14 protein-coding genes are annotated in these 16,052 nt (G+C 32.2%); 11 read left to right on the top strand and 3 right to left on the bottom strand.

Annotation, left to right across the window (positions count from 1 at the left end):
* The first annotated feature begins 56 nt into the window (after window positions 1-56).
* From mreB to G6Z82_RS04280, 4 genes are all read left to right on the top strand, one after another.
* The gene (gene mreB, locus G6Z82_RS04295) at window positions 57-1,046 is read left to right on the top strand and encodes a rod shape-determining protein (protein WP_006729207.1); all 990 of its coding nucleotides are present in this window, start codon (window positions 57-59) and stop codon (window positions 1,044-1,046) included.
* Window positions 1,047-1,123: 77 nt separating this feature from the next.
* Complete coding sequence (gene yidD, locus G6Z82_RS04290) at window positions 1,124-1,408, top strand: membrane protein insertion efficiency factor YidD (protein WP_010222395.1); 285 nt, start codon at window positions 1,124-1,126, stop codon at window positions 1,406-1,408.
* A 13-nt stretch (window positions 1,409-1,421) separates the two neighbouring features.
* On the top strand, window positions 1,422-1,649 hold the full coding sequence (locus tag G6Z82_RS04285; RefSeq protein ID WP_006730189.1) for a DUF2969 domain-containing protein: 228 nt from the start codon (window positions 1,422-1,424) through the stop codon (window positions 1,647-1,649).
* A gap of 16 nt (window positions 1,650-1,665) precedes the next feature.
* On the top strand, window positions 1,666-2,859 hold the full coding sequence (locus G6Z82_RS04280; protein ID WP_006729204.1) for an FtsW/RodA/SpoVE family cell cycle protein: 1,194 nt from the start codon (window positions 1,666-1,668) through the stop codon (window positions 2,857-2,859).
* A 70-nt stretch (window positions 2,860-2,929) separates the two neighbouring features.
* Here G6Z82_RS04280 and G6Z82_RS04275 read toward each other — a convergent pair whose 3' ends face one another.
* The 3 genes from G6Z82_RS04275 to rpsD form a co-directional block, all read right to left on the bottom strand.
* Complete coding sequence (locus tag G6Z82_RS04275) at window positions 2,930-3,403, bottom strand: universal stress protein (RefSeq protein ID WP_006730099.1); 474 nt, start codon at window positions 3,401-3,403, stop codon at window positions 2,930-2,932.
* A 596-nt stretch (window positions 3,404-3,999) separates the two neighbouring features.
* Window positions 4,000-5,307: a replication-associated recombination protein A gene (locus G6Z82_RS04270; RefSeq protein WP_006730188.1), complete on the bottom strand. Its 1,308-nt coding sequence runs from the start codon at window positions 5,305-5,307 to the stop codon at window positions 4,000-4,002.
* Between the two features lie 73 nt (window positions 5,308-5,380).
* A complete protein-coding gene (rpsD, locus tag G6Z82_RS04265) occupies window positions 5,381-5,992 on the bottom strand; it encodes a 30S ribosomal protein S4 (protein ID WP_006730196.1) in 612 nt (203 codons plus the stop codon).
* A gap of 282 nt (window positions 5,993-6,274) precedes the next feature.
* On the opposite strand from rpsD, the gene G6Z82_RS04260 reads away from it, so the two are divergent.
* The 7 genes from G6Z82_RS04260 to G6Z82_RS04230 all read left to right on the top strand — a co-directional run bounded on the left by G6Z82_RS04260 (window position 6,275) and on the right by G6Z82_RS04230 (window position 15,969).
* A complete protein-coding gene (locus tag G6Z82_RS04260) occupies window positions 6,275-7,978 on the top strand; it encodes a septation ring formation regulator EzrA (protein ID WP_006730119.1) in 1,704 nt (567 codons plus the stop codon).
* A gap of 100 nt (window positions 7,979-8,078) precedes the next feature.
* Complete coding sequence (locus tag G6Z82_RS04255; RefSeq protein WP_006729199.1) at window positions 8,079-9,233, top strand: cysteine desulfurase family protein; 1,155 nt, start codon at window positions 8,079-8,081, stop codon at window positions 9,231-9,233.
* A gap of 10 nt (window positions 9,234-9,243) precedes the next feature.
* On the top strand, window positions 9,244-10,461 hold the full coding sequence (gene thiI / locus G6Z82_RS04250) for a tRNA uracil 4-sulfurtransferase ThiI (protein WP_006730158.1): 1,218 nt from the start codon (window positions 9,244-9,246) through the stop codon (window positions 10,459-10,461).
* Between the two features lie 291 nt (window positions 10,462-10,752).
* Window positions 10,753-13,392 (top strand): valine--tRNA ligase, encoded by a 2,640-nt coding sequence (locus G6Z82_RS04245; protein ID WP_006730154.1) that lies wholly within the window; start codon window positions 10,753-10,755, stop codon window positions 13,390-13,392.
* A 3-nt stretch (window positions 13,393-13,395) separates the two neighbouring features.
* Window positions 13,396-14,661, top strand: a complete 1,266-nt coding sequence (locus G6Z82_RS04240; RefSeq protein ID WP_164785838.1) for a bifunctional folylpolyglutamate synthase/dihydrofolate synthase — start codon at window positions 13,396-13,398, stop codon at window positions 14,659-14,661.
* A complete protein-coding gene (locus G6Z82_RS04235; protein WP_006734614.1) occupies window positions 14,642-15,319 on the top strand; it encodes an HAD family hydrolase in 678 nt (225 codons plus the stop codon). Before G6Z82_RS04240 ends, G6Z82_RS04235 begins: the two co-directional genes overlap by 20 nt.
* Before the next feature lie 32 nt (window positions 15,320-15,351).
* A complete protein-coding gene (locus G6Z82_RS04230; protein WP_006729194.1) occupies window positions 15,352-15,969 on the top strand; it encodes a JAB domain-containing protein in 618 nt (205 codons plus the stop codon).
* Window positions 15,970-16,052 lie beyond the last annotated feature (83 nt).

Genomic DNA, 16,052 nt, shown 5'->3' with positions numbered 1-16,052 from the left:
AATAAAATATATTTTTGTGATACAATTTTTAGTGATTAATTACTGGAGGTATTGTAGTGGCAAAAGACATAGGAATTGATTTAGGTACAGCTAATGTTTTAATAAATATTGCAGGTAAAGGCATCGTTTTAAATGAACCATCTGTAGTTGCTGTTGATACTAATTCAAATAAAGTAGTTGCTGTAGGCACAGAAGCTTATAAAATGGTAGGTCGTACTCCTGGTAATATCAGAGTAATTCGTCCTTTAAAAAATGGTGTGATTGCGGACTTTGATATTACTGAAGCAATGTTAAGTTATTTTATCAATAAGTTAAATGTAAAAGGTTTTATGTCTAAACCTAATATATTAATTTGTGCTCCGACAGGTGTTACATCGATAGAACAAAAGGCTATTATTCAAGCTGCAGAAAAATCAGGTGGAGGAAGAGTTTACTTAGACTTTGAACCGAAAGTAGCTGCAGTTGGTGCTGGTTTGGATATTTTTAAACCGCAGGGAAATATGGTAATTGATATTGGTGGTGGAACTACTGACATTGCCGTTTTGTCAATGGGTGAAGTTGTAACTTCTCGCTCACTTCGCTGGGCTGGTGATAAAATGAACCAAGCTGTTATTAATTATATTAAAAATAATAAGAATTTGTTGATAGGACAGTGTACTGCTGAACAAATAAAAATTCAAATTGGTACGGCTTTTGATGCTGATCCAGAGAAAGTTATTTCAGTAAGAGGTAGAGATATTATAGATGGCTTGCCAAAGCAGACAGTAGTTTCAGCAACGGAAATTCAATCATCATTAGAAGATGGATTGATGTCCATTGTGGCAGCAACCAAAGAAGTATTAGAAAAAACTCCGCCAGAGTTATCGGCTGATATTATTGACCGAGGTATTATGCTAACTGGTGGTGGTGCCTTGTTGACTAATATTGATAAGTTGATCACTTATTATTTACAAGTTCCAGTGTTAGTAGCAGATAATCCTTTGGAAGCTGTTGCTAATGGAACAGGTATTTTGCTAAAAAATATTCAGGAACATTCCAAAAAATAGGATGAAACCTTATTTTTGATTCAAATTGTTGTGTCCTTACTTTTTTCATGGATACATTTATTTCAATTTTTAAATTAATGAAAAAATTACTTATTAATATGGTGATTATTTATCAAAAGTGTATATCACCATTATTTCCACCTACATGTAGATATTATCCGACATGTTCTAAATATATGATTACTGCTATATCTAAACATGGGTGTATTTTAGGAATTATTATGGGCGTTGCACGTATCATTAGATGTAATCCGTTCGTCCGTGGTGGTGTAGATCCTGTGCCAGATTTTTTTACTATCCGCAGAAATCCGCATCCTGAGAAATATATGGATCCAATAATTGCCAAAAAATTTTATAAATAAATTAGGAGATAGTATGTCAAAAAAGCTAGAAAATATTGAAATAGAAGTTAACGAACAGAAAAATGCTTCTGTTCCAACTTGGGAGGTTATTATTCCAGGTAAAAAGAGTGTAGGTATAATTGAAAAAGATAATGATCGATATCATGCTATTACTGCTAAGTCTGGATATAGTATATATTCTAAGACTTTAGAAAGTGCGATTAATGAATTGTTATCATATTTTACACTTCACGAAAAGTAAAAAGTGGTGATAGGTAATGGCAAAAGTAGAAAACAAATCCGACTGGTTTGATAGAGTAGCTTGGGGTATTGTGCTATCTGTTTTTACATTAGCTTTAATCAGTTTGTATGCTATCTGGGTGGCAGCTAGTAATGATCCTAATTTGGGTAGACCAAAGTATATTGTAGCTGTGCAAGGCTTGTGGTATGTAGTATCCATTGCTATTGTTATTTTTATTATGCGATTTGATTCTGAGCAATTATTTAAATTAGCCCCCTATGCATATGCTACAGGAATTATTTTATTAATTGCGGTCTTATTTTTATATAATCGCAGTACCTTTAATGAAACTGGTGCCAAGAGTTGGTTTAAACTAGGGCCTTTAACATTTCAACCTTCAGAAGTTATGAAGCCGGCATTCATTCTAATGCTAGCTCGTGTAGTTAATCAGCATAATTTACGATTTGAGCATCAAATTAAATCTGATTGGCAACTGATAGGTAAAATTATGGCATATCTTTTGCCAGTTGCGATATTGTTAAAATTACAAAATGACTTTGGTACCATGCTAGTTTTTATAGCTATTGTGGGTGGAGTTATTTTAGTATCTGGTATAACCTGGAAAATTATATTTCCTGTGTATGGTGTAGCGTTTTTATTAGGAGCTGTTGCTATATTATTGGTTACTACGCCAGGAGGTCAGGTAATATTAGGTCATTTTAATTTTAGAGCGTATCAATTTGAAAGAATAAATTCATGGCTTAATCCCTTTGGCGATACGTCTAAAGGTGCATATCAATTATGGTTGAGTATGAAGGCAATTGGCTCAGGGCAAATTTTTGGCCAAGGTTTTGGTAAAATAAATGTGTATGTGCCTGTTAGAACATCAGATATGATTTTTTCGGTAATTGGTGAAACCTTTGGATTCGTTGGTTCGTGTGCATTAATAGTTTTATATGGTTATTTAATCTTTAAGATGGTTAGGATTACCTTTGAAACAAAAAATACATTTTATTCATATATTTCAACAGGGATTATTATGATGATACTTTTTCATGTTTTTGAAAATATTGGCATGGGAATTGATTTATTGCCACTTACTGGTATTCCATTGCCTTTTGTATCACAAGGTGGGTCTGCTCTGATTGGAAATATGATTGGAGTAGGTTTGATTTTATCAATGAAATGGCACCATAAAGATTATATTTTTAGTAGAGTAAAAGATTTTTAAAAGTTACATAAGAATAGCGAAAAAAATACACTTAACCTTGCAACGATTAAGTGTATTTTTATTAGAAAAATTATTTATTATTTTTGATATCTTGTTTTTGAGCTAATTGTTGGCGAATAACTAAAACGTCACAGGCTGCAGTACGAGTCACATATTCAGTTACACTACCGATAAGTAATCGCTCAATAACATTTAAACCAGTCGCACCAATGACAATCAAATCAATATTATGCTCATTTGGAAATTCATGTGCAATAATATTTTTTGGAGAACCATATTCAATAGAATAATGAACATGTTTTAAACCAGCGTCAAGTGCTCGTTGATAATAATCTTCGATTTTTGTTTTAGCATCATTGGAAACTTGTTCTACCATTTCAGAATCAAAGCTCGATACATCCTGAAATGCTCTTGTATCAACTACATGCAATATTTCTAAATTAGCATCGTTCAAAATTGCAATTTCAACAGCACTTTTGAATGCAACATCTGCTTCTTTAGATCCATCAATTGCAATTTGAATATTTTTGTATTGTTTTGACATTAGCAATCACCTCAATAATATTTTACTCCAAAACATATAACCTTTATATATAAATATTTATTTTAAAATATTTAGCATCAGTGAAAATAGTACTAAGACAACACTGGCTAAAAATAATGTTATCAAGTTATAGTATTTATCAAAACTGAATAAAATAATTAAACCTAAAATTGCTACTAAGACTAAAATTAGGCTTGTACATTTGAATAAATTTCTTAAATTATTGTTATCTTTAATATTATAAATAAGAAATGTATTCTGTAATTGACACTTATATAAAAAATAAGCGACTAATAATATCAGCATAATAAATAGTAAGATTATCAATTGTAAAATAGACATTAAATTATCCTTTTAAAAATTATTATATATAACTATAAAAAAATCTAAGCATCAAGCATAAATAACGTCGTTGAACCCGAAAGTGTTCAAAAATTGATCCTACGTCGCCGTAAATATGGATTCCTAAAAATTAGGTATTCCGATTTAGTAGTTATTCGTAGAATCTAACGTCAATTGGTTGATCGGTCAACTCTTAATTAATACTTGATTACTTAGATCAATTATATTTTATCAAAAATTAACAATAAGTCAATTTAGTTACTTTTATTTAAATTTTTAGTTTGTAAATCCTTTAATTTTAAATATTGAGCTTTAATTGCTTCTTCAAATTTAGAATTACCTTTAGGTTTAAAAAGAATAGTATTAATTAGTTGATCAGGTAAATATTGTTGTGCTATCCAATCTTTATTAAAATCATGCGGATATTTATAACCTTGGCCATGCTTTAGTTTAGCGGCTCCTTTAAAATGTGCATCTTTTAGGGATAATGGAATATCAATATCCTTTGTATTAGCAACTAAATCAATTGCTTGATTAATGGCTAAGTAAGCACTGTTACTTTTAGGTGAAGTACATAATTCGATAATACTATTTGCTAAAATAATTTTTGCTTCTGGTAAACCTACAGCTTCAGCTGCTTGTACAGCCAAGGTAGTACGACTACATGCAGCAGGATTTGCTAGACCAATATCTTCGTATGCAGTTACTAATAATCTTCGACAAATTGACTTTAAATCTCCAGCTAGACATAGTTCAGCTAAATAGAAAAGTGCAGCATCAGTATCTGATCCGCGGATTGATTTCTGAAATGCAGAAAGGAGATTGTAGTGACTATCACCATTACTGTCAAAATTGTATGATTTGAATTGTACAGAATTCAGCATCTCACTTTCAGAAATAGTCAATTTATTGTGATATTGATTTGTCTGCATTAATTCTTGTTTGGTTGATAATACAGCTAGTTCTAAGGCATTAAGGGTTGATCGCAAGTCGCCATTTCCTTTTTGAATTAAAATATTTCTAGCTTCTGGCGTTAAAGTAACATTTTCTTTGCCTAATCCATTAATTGGATCAAGTAAAGCATGATCAATAGCCTTAGAAATATCTTCTGATTGAAGTGGTTTTAGTTCAAAAATCTGACAACGTGATCTAATAGCAGGTGAGATAGCAATATATGGATTTTCAGTAGTAGCACCGATTAAAATAATCTGCCCGGATTCCAACAGGGGTAATAAAAAATCTTGTTTACTTTTATCCAATCGCTGTATCTCATCTAATAATAGAATAACAGTACCACTCATTTTGCCTTCTTCGGCAACAATTTGTAAATCTTTTTTTGAATCTGTAGCTGCATTTAATTTTCTAAATGCATACTTAGTTGCACCAGCAATAGCTGTAGCAATGCTAGTTTTGCCAATTCCTGGTTGACCATAAAGAATCATAGAAGATAATAATTTGGCTTCTACCATTCTAGTGATGATTTTTCCTGGACCAATTAGATGTTGCTGGCCAACAACATCAGTTAAACTATGTGGTCGCATTCTATATGCTAATGGTTGCATTTTTTGTACATCCTCAATGATATATTTCATAATAAAAAAATCTTTCCATAAAGGAAAGATTCTTAACTGAATATTAAAGTTTCTTATTGTACCATTCAACGACAAGTGATTCATCAATTTCAGGTTCCATTTCGTCACGTTCAGGAAGACGAACTAATGAACCAGTCATTTTGCTTTCATCAAATGTTACAAAGGCAGGACGTGAAACTGTAGCTTCAAGTGCATCTTTAACTTGTTGTAAGTTCTTTGACTTTTCTTTTAAGCTAATTTCTTGACCAACTTTAACTTGGAAAGAAGGAATATCAACACGTTTACCATCAACTAATATGTGACCATGGTTTACCAATTGTCTTGCTTGTTCTCTAGTAGTTGCTAAACCTAAACGGTAAACTACATTGTCAAGACGCTTTTCAAGCATAATCATGAAGTTAACACCGTGCTTACCCTCGCGAATTTTACCTGCAAGGACAAACAAATTACGGAATTGACGTTCATTCAAACCAAACATCCAACGTAATTTTTGCTTTTCCTTTAATTGTTCACCATATTCGGAAACTTTAGTACGATTACCAGGACCGTGATCGCCAGGTGCGTAGTTACGACGACTAATTTCTTTACCAGTTCCTGAAAGTGAAATTCCCAAACGTCTTGAACGTTTCCAACTTGGGCCAGTATATCTTGACATAAAAATATCCTCCATAAAAACATAAAATAATTTCTGGAGTAAAATATAAGAATAAGCTCAACATTCGTGCATCTTAAGTTGAATTTTCACCCAGTGCAGCACGGGTTACCGATTCACTAAACGCCCTAAGATGTTGACGTTCTTGTCGCTTATTGCTGCAATATTTTACACAAAGCACATTATACGGATAATTTTTTAAAAAATCAAGTATTATAGGGCTCTTTTTGCTGTTTATTTGCATTTGTTTTGCTATAATTGATGACAGAAGACGGGGGAAATCATATGTCAGCCAAGCAAACTATTTTGATTGTTTTTTTAGTTGTTTTATTAATGGCAGTTTTATTAGGTGCTATTATAATTAATAAGTATCTTAAGAATGTTATATCTTCTTTGCATGATGATTTAGCTAAGTTAGATGATCCTTTAATTGCTGAAGATATTGATCGATTAGATAAGATGGATTTAGCCGGAGCAAGTCTGGAGAGATTTAGCAAAGATAGAAAGAATTATAATCGCATATTTTCTGAAGATGTTACCAAAAGCTTGGAGTTATTAAATAATGCTGCAGCTGCTAATGAAAGCTATAAATTATATACGGCTTATGAAATTGTTAAGCAAGTAAAACCAAAAGTACAGGAAATTGGTACACAAGTTTTAGCTTTGCAAAAAGGGTTTATGGAATTGTTAAAATTTACCCGAGATAATAAATTACAATTAGATGCTTTAAAAAAGCAATATGATGATAAACGAAAATATATTTTATCAACTTCATATGATTATAGCTTGGCTTTGGAAGCTTTAGAAGATGAGTTGCATGCTATAGGATGCCAATTTGAATCAGTTAAGAATTTAACAATTCAAGGTGATCACGTTGAAGCAAAACGTGTTTTACAAAAAATTAGAAGTGCAATAACTAAACTAGAGGATGAATTACCATTAGTAAAGAAAACAAGTTCTGAATTGTTAGATATTTTTCCAGAACAATTGACTGAAATTAGTACTACATACAAAAGTATGCTTAAAAATAAATTTAGTATTGTTGAAATTGATATTTGCTCAACTGTCAAACAATTAAGAAATTCGATTGAAGAAAGCAAAAAGTTAGTATCACAGTTAAAATTAAAGGATGCAGATAGTAAGAATCATAGCATTAAAGAAACCATTGATAAATGCTATGATATTTTAACAAAAGAGTATAAAGCCAAAGCTTTTGTGGATCAGCATCAAGCTAAGATTGTAAAGGCACTAACACATACTATTACTAATTCCGTGAAATTAATTAAAAATTTGGAACATATTGATAAGAGTTATGAATTAACGCATGGAGAATTAGATGAAGTTAGGGGATTATCAAGTCGTATTCAGCATTTGAATTCTGAATTTGATGTAGATTGTCAAAAAGTTAGTGATGGAGGAGTAGTATATTCCTCCATAGAACAAAAGTGGCACAAATTAATAGATGAAATTATTAAGACAGATGAACGAGAAAATAAAATTTTTAAAGATGTAGATGGTTTATATGATGGTGAAAAGATAGCTAATGCTTCTATTGAAAAATTTAAGCAGAATGTCTCGCTTATTTATAGAAAAATGGAGCGACGAAATCTACCTGGTAAACCAGACAGCTTTTTACAACTATATACTTTAGTTGTGAATGAAATTGCCAAAACTGCTGATAAATTAGATCAAGTTAGGATAAATCTTGAAGAAATATCACATGAATTGATTCAAATTCAAAATGATATTGATCGCTTGGAGCAAGACACAAAGGAAATTTTAGATTCAGCTGACTTAGTAGAGCTGACAATGCAATATTCTAACAAATATGCTAATCGTAATGATATTATTCATGCTAATAAGGTTGCATATGATTTATATAATAATAAGTATGAATATAAAGAAGCGTTGGATATTCTAGCTGCTGCCATTGAAAAAGTTGAACCAGGTTCGTATAAGCGAATTGAGAGTGATTATTATAAAAAGTAATTTTTAGCTGTTGCAGGATTTAATTAATTAAGTTAATATTCATTGTATAGTTAATTTGACGATCACCATGTGGTCGTTTTTTTAGAGAGGTATATAATATTTGATTTATTTTGATAATAGTGCGACTACTCAGGTCAATCCAGAGGCATTGGATACCTATATAAAGGTTACTAAAGATATATGGGGCAATCCTTCTAGTTTACATAAATTTGGGGATCGTTCACATCAATTACTTGAGGCATCTAGAAACCAAATTGCCAAATTGTTGGGAGTAAATTCAACTGAAATATATTTTACTGCTAGTGGTAGTGAATCTGATAATTGGGCTATCAAAGGAACTGCTCTTGCCAAAAAAGCATTTGGTAAGCATATTATTACTAGTAGCGTTGAACATGCTGCAGTATCTCATTCTATTCGCATGTTGGAGAACGAAGGATTTGATGTCACTGTATTACCAGTTGACAGTAACGGTTTGGTTGATCCTAAAGATTTGGCAAATAGTATTAGATCAGATACTATTTTAGTTTCGATTATGGGTGTTAATAATGAAATCGGTGCTATTCAACCAATAGTAGAAATCAGTAAAATTCTGGAAAAATATCCTAATATCACATTTCATGTAGATAATGTGCAAGCTTTAGGAAAAGCAATTTGGTCGCGTGTTTTTACCTCTAGAGTAGATTTGATGAGTTTATCGGCTCATAAATTTCATGCTCCTCGGGGCGTAGGAATACTATATAAAAAACAGGGAAAAATGTTGGTTCCTTTAATTGATGGTGGTGGCCAAGAAGGTGGCTTGAGATCTGGTACAGAAAATTTACCTGCCATTGCAGCTACTGCTAAAGCAATGCGATTATATTTAGCTAATGAGAAAGATTACGTGGCAAGAGAGAACCAAATAAAAGAAAAAATCATTAATTATTTGAGTCATAAGCCTGGTATTCATATCTTTTCGCCAATTAATGATAACTTTGTTTCCAGTATTTTATGTTTTGCTTTAGAAGGAATTAGAGGTGAAACATTGGTTCATACTCTAGAAAAGTATGATATTTATATTTCTACTACTAGTGCTTGTTCTTCAAGAAGTAGTTTAGAAAGTTCAACATTACAAGCAATGCGAATAGATAATAATATTGCAGAATCAGCGGTAAGACTAAGTTTTGATGATACGAATACATTGGAAGAAGCAAAGCAGTTTATTGAGATTTTTGATGGAATCTATCAACATTTTGCTAAAATAAATCATTTGAATTGAGGTGATTAGATTGGAATATACAGAAGTTATGGTTAGGTATGGTGAATTGTCTACTAAAGGAAAAAATAGAAGAGACTTTATAGCCAAACTAGCTGATAATATTCAAAAAGCTTTAAGTACTTTTCCGGCTATTAAAATTTATCCCAAACATGATAGGTTGCACATTATTCTAAATGGTGCACCATTTGATGAAATTGATCAAAAATTAAAAAAAGTCTTTGGTATTCAAACTTATTCTCCAGTCATTAAGACAGATAGAACATTGTCAGCTATTGAAGAAACTGCTCTTAATTTGATGCAAGCAACTTTTAAAGACGGTATGACTTTTAAAATTAATACTAGACGTAGTGATCATGAATTTGAATATGATACTAATCAGCTTAATGCGTTAGTTGGAGATTATTTGTTTGACCATATGTCAGATTTAAAAGTTAAAATGAAGAATCCTGATTTGGTTTTGCGAATCGAAGTAAGGAAAGATGCTATTTATATCTCTAATCAATTGTTACATGGAGCAGGTGGTATGCCTGTAGGCACTGCTGGTAGAGCTGTTATGATGCTATCTGGTGGTATAGATTCTCCAGTTGCATCGTACTTAGCAATGAAGCGTGGTGTGAAAATAGATATGGTTCATTTCTTTAGTCCACCTTATACAACAGACAAGGCATTAGCTAAAGCCGAAGAATTAACTGGTATTTTAGCTAATTATTGTGGAAAAATCAATTTTATCGCTGTTCCATTTACCGAGATTCAAGAGCAGATTAAAGAAAAGTTGCCAGAAGGCTATTTAATGACTGTTCAAAGAAGATTTATGTTGCAATTGGCAGATAAAATTCGAGAGATGCGTGGTGGATTAGCTATTTTTAATGGTGAATCTGTTGGGCAAGTAGCTTCGCAAACATTAGAATCAATGGTTGCTATCAATGATGTCACTAACACACCTGTTTTGCGACCTGTAGCTACTATGGATAAAACTGAAATTATTGCACTGGCTGATAAAATTGGTACTTTTGAGTTGTCAATACAGCCATTTGAAGATTGTTGTACTATTTTTGCACCGCCTAGACCTAAGACCAAGCCTAAACTTGATGAAGCAAGAAAGTTGCAAGATAGATTAGACAGTGAAAGCTTAATTCAGCGAGCTTTGGATAATATCAAAATTATACCTATTTATCCAAATCAAAAATTTATTAATGATCATTTTGAAGATAGTGATAATTTACTTTAATTAATGGTAATTTATAGTTATTATTTATAAAAGATGTTATACTTTATTTAATAAGCAATAGGCGTTGATCAAGAGGTAATTTTTCGTTTACAGAGAAAAGCCAACTAGCTGAGAGGCCAGAAAAATTTAGTAGCTTGAGATGCTGATAGACTGAAATTTAAGTAGGTTTATTTCGGATTGTACCGTTATCACAAAGAAGCGAAGTATATTTTATATACTTAAATCAGGTGGTACCGCGGAGTTTTCGTCCTGGACAATATGTCCGGGACTTTTTTTATGGAGGAATAAGCAATGACAGAGTTAGCACCTAAGTATGATCCTCGAGCTGTAGAAGAGGGCAGATATCAGACTTGGTTAGATGAAGATTTATTTAAACCGTCAGGAGATAAGAAAGCACATCCATATTCGATAGTTATTCCACCACCAAATGTTACTGGTAAATTGCATTTGGGTCATGCATGGGATACTTCTATTCAGGATACTTTAATTCGTTTTAAGAGAATGCAAGGATATGATACTTTATATCTTCCAGGTATGGATCACGCTGGAATAGCAACTCAAGCGAAAGTTGAAGAAAAATTACGTAAACAAGGTCAAGACCGTCACCAATTAGGTCGTGAAAAATTTATTAAGCAAGTTTGGGATTGGAAGGACGAATATGCCTCGATCATTAAAAGCCAATGGGGCAAAATGGGACTTTCTTTAGACTATTCTCGTGAAAGATTTACCTTGGATGATGGCTTATCTAAAGCTGTTCGTAAAGTATTTGTCAAATTATATGAAGAAGGTTTGATATATCGAGGACAATATATTATTAATTGGGATCCTAAATTGGAGACTGCTTTAAGTGATATAGAAGTTATTCATAAGGATGATAATGGTGCCTTTTATCACATTAATTATCCACTAGCTGATGGAACTGGTAGTGTTGAGATAGCTACTACACGTCCAGAAACAATGTTTGGGGATACTGCTGTTGCAGTGGCACCAGGTGATGAACGGTATAAGGATTTAGTGGGTAAAGAATTAATTTTGCCACTTGTAGGGCGTCATATACCAGTGATTGAAGATCAACATGTAGATCCTGATTTTGGAACTGGATTAGTTAAAATCACACCTGCACATGATCCTAACGACTTTTTAGTTGGTAATCGTCATAATTTGCAACGTATTAATGTTATGAATGATGATGGTACTATGAATGAACAAGCCGGCAAATATGCAGGTATGGATCGTTTTGACTGTCGTAAAGCCTTAGTTGAAGACCTTAAAAATGAGGGATATTTGCTAAAGATTGAACCGATTGTTCACTCAGTAGGGCATTCGGAAAGAAGTGGTGTACAAATTGAGCCTAGATTGTCTACTCAATGGTTTGTAAAAATGAAACCACTTGCTGATAAAGTTTTGTCTAATCAAAAAGAAGACGACAAAGTTAACTTTGTTCCAGAACGTTTTGAGGGAACTTTAGAACATTGGATGGAAAATGTGCATGATTGGGTGATTTCACGTCAATTATGGTGGGGACATCGTATTCCTGCATGGTACAATAAAAAAACTGGTGAGATGGTTGTTCAAGAAGAAGCTCCTAAAGATATTGAAAATTGGGACCAGGACAATGATGTATTAGATACTTGGTTTTCAAGTGCATTGTGGCCATTTTCAACTTTGGGTTGGCCTGATGAAGAAGCTGCTGACTTTAAGAGATATTTCCCTACTAATGCTCTAGTTACGGGATATGATATTATTTTCTTCTGGGTATCTAGGATGATTTTCCAAAGTTTACATTTTACTAAGCGTCGCCCATTTGAAAATGTTGTATTACATGGATTAATTCGTGATGAACAGGGTCGTAAGATGTCAAAATCTCTTGGCAATGGTATTGATCCAATGGATGTTGTAGAAAAATATGGTGCGGATTCTTTGCGATGGTTCTTACTAAATGGAACTGCACCAGGTCAAGATACAAGGTTCAGTTATACTAAAATGGATTCAGCTTGGAATTTTATTAACAAAATTTGGAATGCTTCGAGATTTGTTATTATGAATTTGCCAGAAGATGCAGCAGCCGCTCATATGCCAGATGTTGATACATTTGATTTATCGGACAAATGGATTTTTGATAAATTAAATCGAGTTGTTAAAAAAGTAACGCGGTTGTTTGATGAATTCCAATTTGGTGAAGCGGGTAGAGAAATGTATAACTTCATTTGGAATGACTTTTGTGATTGGTATATTGAAATATCAAAAGTAGCTTTAAATGGCACAGATGAAATATTAAAAAAGCACAAACAAGATAATTTAGTCTGGATATTGGATCAGATATTACGTTTAATACATCCAATTATGCCTTTTGTTACTGAAAAATTATGGTTATCAATGCCACATAATGGTAAGAGCATTATGGTAGCATCTTATCCAGTAGCACATCCTGAATTTGAAAATTACGTTGCTGAGCAAGATATGGAATTCCTAATTGAAATTATTAAAGCTGTGCGAAATATTCGAATGGAAGTTAATGCTCCAATGTCATCTGCTATTGATATTATGATTCAATTAGATAATTCAAAAGATAAACATATTTTATTAGATAATCGTGATTATGTAGAGAATTTCTTACATCCTAAGAGTTTAGTTGTTGATACTAATGTGGTTGCACCAAAATTAGCTAAATCTGCTGTCATAGCAGGTGCTCAGATTTTTGTTCCATTAGCTGAATTAGTTGATTTATCAGAAGAAATTGCTAAAATGGATAAGGAAATAGACCACTTGCAAGAAGAAGTTAAGCGTTGTAAAGCTAAATTAGCTAATAAAGGCTTTGTTGCTCATGCTCCAGAAGCTGTAATTGAAAAAGAGAAGGCAAAACAAGCTGATTATGAGAGTCAATTAGCAGGTGCTGTACAAAGGTTGAAAGAATTGAAAGAAAGTAATTAATGAATGAATGTTAAAGCAATAATAGATTTTATTGAACATTTGCCACGAATTCATCAAAAAAATGATTTGACTTATATTCGCCGAATTTTACGAGAATTAAATGAACCTCAAGATAAAGTAAAAACTTTTCATATTACTGGTACAAATGGTAAGGGCTCAACGGCATATTATTTAAGTCGCCTTTTACAAAAGACCGGTCAGTCGATCGGCCTTTTTGTATCTCCATATGTTGAAATGTTCAATGAGAGAATTCAAATTAATGGTCAACCAATTAGTGATGAATTGCTAATTAGTGCATATCAGGCAGTTAAAAATGCGATAAGGAATATTCAAAAAAAATATCCAGAATTTAACTTAGTAACATTTGAATTTGAAACTGCAATGGCTTTTTGGATATTTGCTAAGCAAAATTGTGATTATGCTGTGATAGAAGTCGGCATTGGTGGAGAACATGATAAAACGAATGTAATTGTGCCACAAGCAAGTATTATTACTACAATTGGCTTAGATCATGAAAAGATTATTGGACCTACTATGTTTGACATAGCTCATGAGAAAAGTGGAGTAATTAAAAAAAATAGACCAGTCGTATTAGGAAATGTCCCAGCAAAGGTTTTACCTCTTTTAATGGAGAAAGCCCGCAAAAAAAATGCCCCAGTTTTGCTTTTAGGCAGAGATTTTCAAGTGGAATGCAATGATGATATTGTAGTGACAATTAATAAGCGTCTTTTTCATTTTAAGTTGCGGCCACAAGCTGAAGCTTATGATATTGCATTAGCTTTAATCACTTTTGCTACATTAAAATTTGATATTTCTGTTAGCGATATTGAGGAGACAATTAACAACACTATTATTCCAGCAAGGTACCAAATTGTTCAGAAAAAGCCCTTGATTATGGTAGATGGAGCACATAATATCCAAGCCGTTCATGAATTGATATCATATGTGCGAAAAATTTCTCAGGGTAGAATTTATATTTTATTAGGTATGATGAAAGATAAGGATATTGCTAAAGTTGTTAAATTGTTTGATCCTAAAGAAAAAATAACATTTACTAGAATTTCATATCCTCGTGCTGCAACCAAGAGTGATATTGAAGAGGATTTAAATTGTCATATTAATTTTATTGATGATTATCGCCTAGCTTATGATATTTTAAAAAATAAATTGACTCAAGATGACATTTTAGTTGTTACCGGTTCTTTTTATCTGGCTGGAGCTATTTTGAATTATATACACGGAGATCGCCATGAAGACGAATTTAAATAAAACGTTTAAAGCAGTTATTTTTGATCTTGACGGGTTACTAGTTGATTCTGAGCGACTATATTGGAGAGCAAATATCCAAGCAGCTCAAGAATTAAAAACTCCTATTCCTAGGGATGCATATTTAGAAATCGTTGGTGCGTCACCTGAAAAAGTAGCAGAATTTTATCATGATTTTTTTGCAGATGCATCATTAAAAGATAAATTTATCTCTCGAACTAATGAATTGTTTAGTTTATGGTTGGCAGAAGGTCAATTGCATTTAAAAAAAGGTGTTCTTCAATTTTTACAAAAACTGAAAAAAGATCAGAAAAAATGTGTTATTGCTTCAAGTAATACTAAAGAAGTGATTGAGCAAATTTTACAAAAATTTCATATTGAGAATTATTTTGACTTTTTTATTTGCTATGATGATGTTAAACAAGCTAGGTTACAAGCTAAGCCAGCTCCCGATATTTATTTAGATGCAGTTAAACGATTAGACATGCAATGCGATGAATTAATTGTCTTTGAAGATACTGGGATCGGTGTTGAAGCTGCTCAAAAAGCTGGACTGAGGTGTGTGATGATACCTGATTTAAAGCCAGCTACAATTCAAGATAAAAAACTAGCATATTTAATATGTAATAATTTTTTGGAATTTTCAAAAAATAATTATTGATTTTTTCGTAATAAGTATTGAGAGGGGTTTTTATGGAAAATACTAATCAATACTTATTATCTAACGATGAAGAAATTATCAATACATTTATTAAAGGATTACAAGAAATAAATATTACAACATTTGAGCAGTTACGTTTAGAATGTAAGGCACGAAATATAACAACATTCACTGATTTTTTTGAGTATACCAGAAGTCATGAAGCTCCAGAAACGTTGTCTTTAGGTGCTGAATTATTGCTCAATCGGGTTAAAGCCATTAAAAGAGAAAAAATGGAGTCATTTTGCTCTAGTTCACAAATTGGATATTATTTGAGTAATGTATTATCGGGATGTTATCAAGAACATTTAATGGCAGTCTATGTTGATGTTAAAAATAAAATAATTGCAGAAAAAGTAATTTTTAAAGGTACATTGAATCAAGCAATTATTCATCCGAGAGATATTTTTAGATGGGCAATCATTTATAATGCAGCTGGATTTTTTTTAGCACATAATCATCCTAGTGAAGATTTAACACCGTCAGAACAAGATATCCAAGTTACTAAAAAAATATCTAGTGTTAGTGAATGTATGGGAATACGATTTTTAGATCATTTTATTGTAAATACAGGCAATTATTTAAGTTTTAAAGAAATGGAATTATTATAACTTGAAATCTTAGCGTGTTTCATTTTCTTATGCTATAATAGCATAGACTAATGTTGAATAGTTTAAATATAAGACGTATTAAG

Source organism: Lactobacillus iners, assembly GCF_011058775.1.
In the GTDB taxonomy this organism is placed as follows: domain Bacteria; phylum Bacillota; class Bacilli; order Lactobacillales; family Lactobacillaceae; genus Lactobacillus; species Lactobacillus iners.
The sequence above is the reverse complement of the archived record's forward strand: the minus strand, read 5'-3'. Positions and strand labels throughout refer to the sequence as shown.

Bases quoted from the DNA above. Each gene is read 5' to 3' on its own strand.
- yidD (WP_010222395.1), top strand. From the start codon at position 1,124: ATGAAAAAATTACTTATTAATATGGTGATTATTTATCAAAAGTGTATA.
- G6Z82_RS04285 (WP_006730189.1), top strand. From the start codon at position 1,422: ATGTCAAAAAAGCTAGAAAATATTGAAATAGAAGTTAACGAACAGAAA.
- G6Z82_RS04280 (WP_006729204.1), top strand. From the start codon at position 1,666: ATGGCAAAAGTAGAAAACAAATCCGACTGGTTTGATAGAGTAGCTTGG.
- G6Z82_RS04275 (WP_006730099.1), bottom strand. From the start codon at position 3,403: ATGTCAAAACAATACAAAAATATTCAAATTGCAATTGATGGATCTAAA.
- G6Z82_RS04270 (WP_006730188.1), bottom strand. From the start codon at position 5,307: ATGCAACCATTAGCATATAGAATGCGACCACATAGTTTAACTGATGTT.
- rpsD (WP_006730196.1), bottom strand. From the start codon at position 5,992: ATGTCAAGATATACTGGCCCAAGTTGGAAACGTTCAAGACGTTTGGGA.
- G6Z82_RS04260 (WP_006730119.1), top strand. From the start codon at position 6,275: ATGTCAGCCAAGCAAACTATTTTGATTGTTTTTTTAGTTGTTTTATTA.
- G6Z82_RS04245 (WP_006730154.1), top strand. From the start codon at position 10,753: ATGACAGAGTTAGCACCTAAGTATGATCCTCGAGCTGTAGAAGAGGGC.
- G6Z82_RS04240 (WP_164785838.1), top strand. From the start codon at position 13,396: ATGAATGTTAAAGCAATAATAGATTTTATTGAACATTTGCCACGAATT.
- G6Z82_RS04235 (WP_006734614.1), top strand. From the start codon at position 14,642: ATGAAGACGAATTTAAATAAAACGTTTAAAGCAGTTATTTTTGATCTT.
- G6Z82_RS04230 (WP_006729194.1), top strand. From the start codon at position 15,352: ATGGAAAATACTAATCAATACTTATTATCTAACGATGAAGAAATTATC.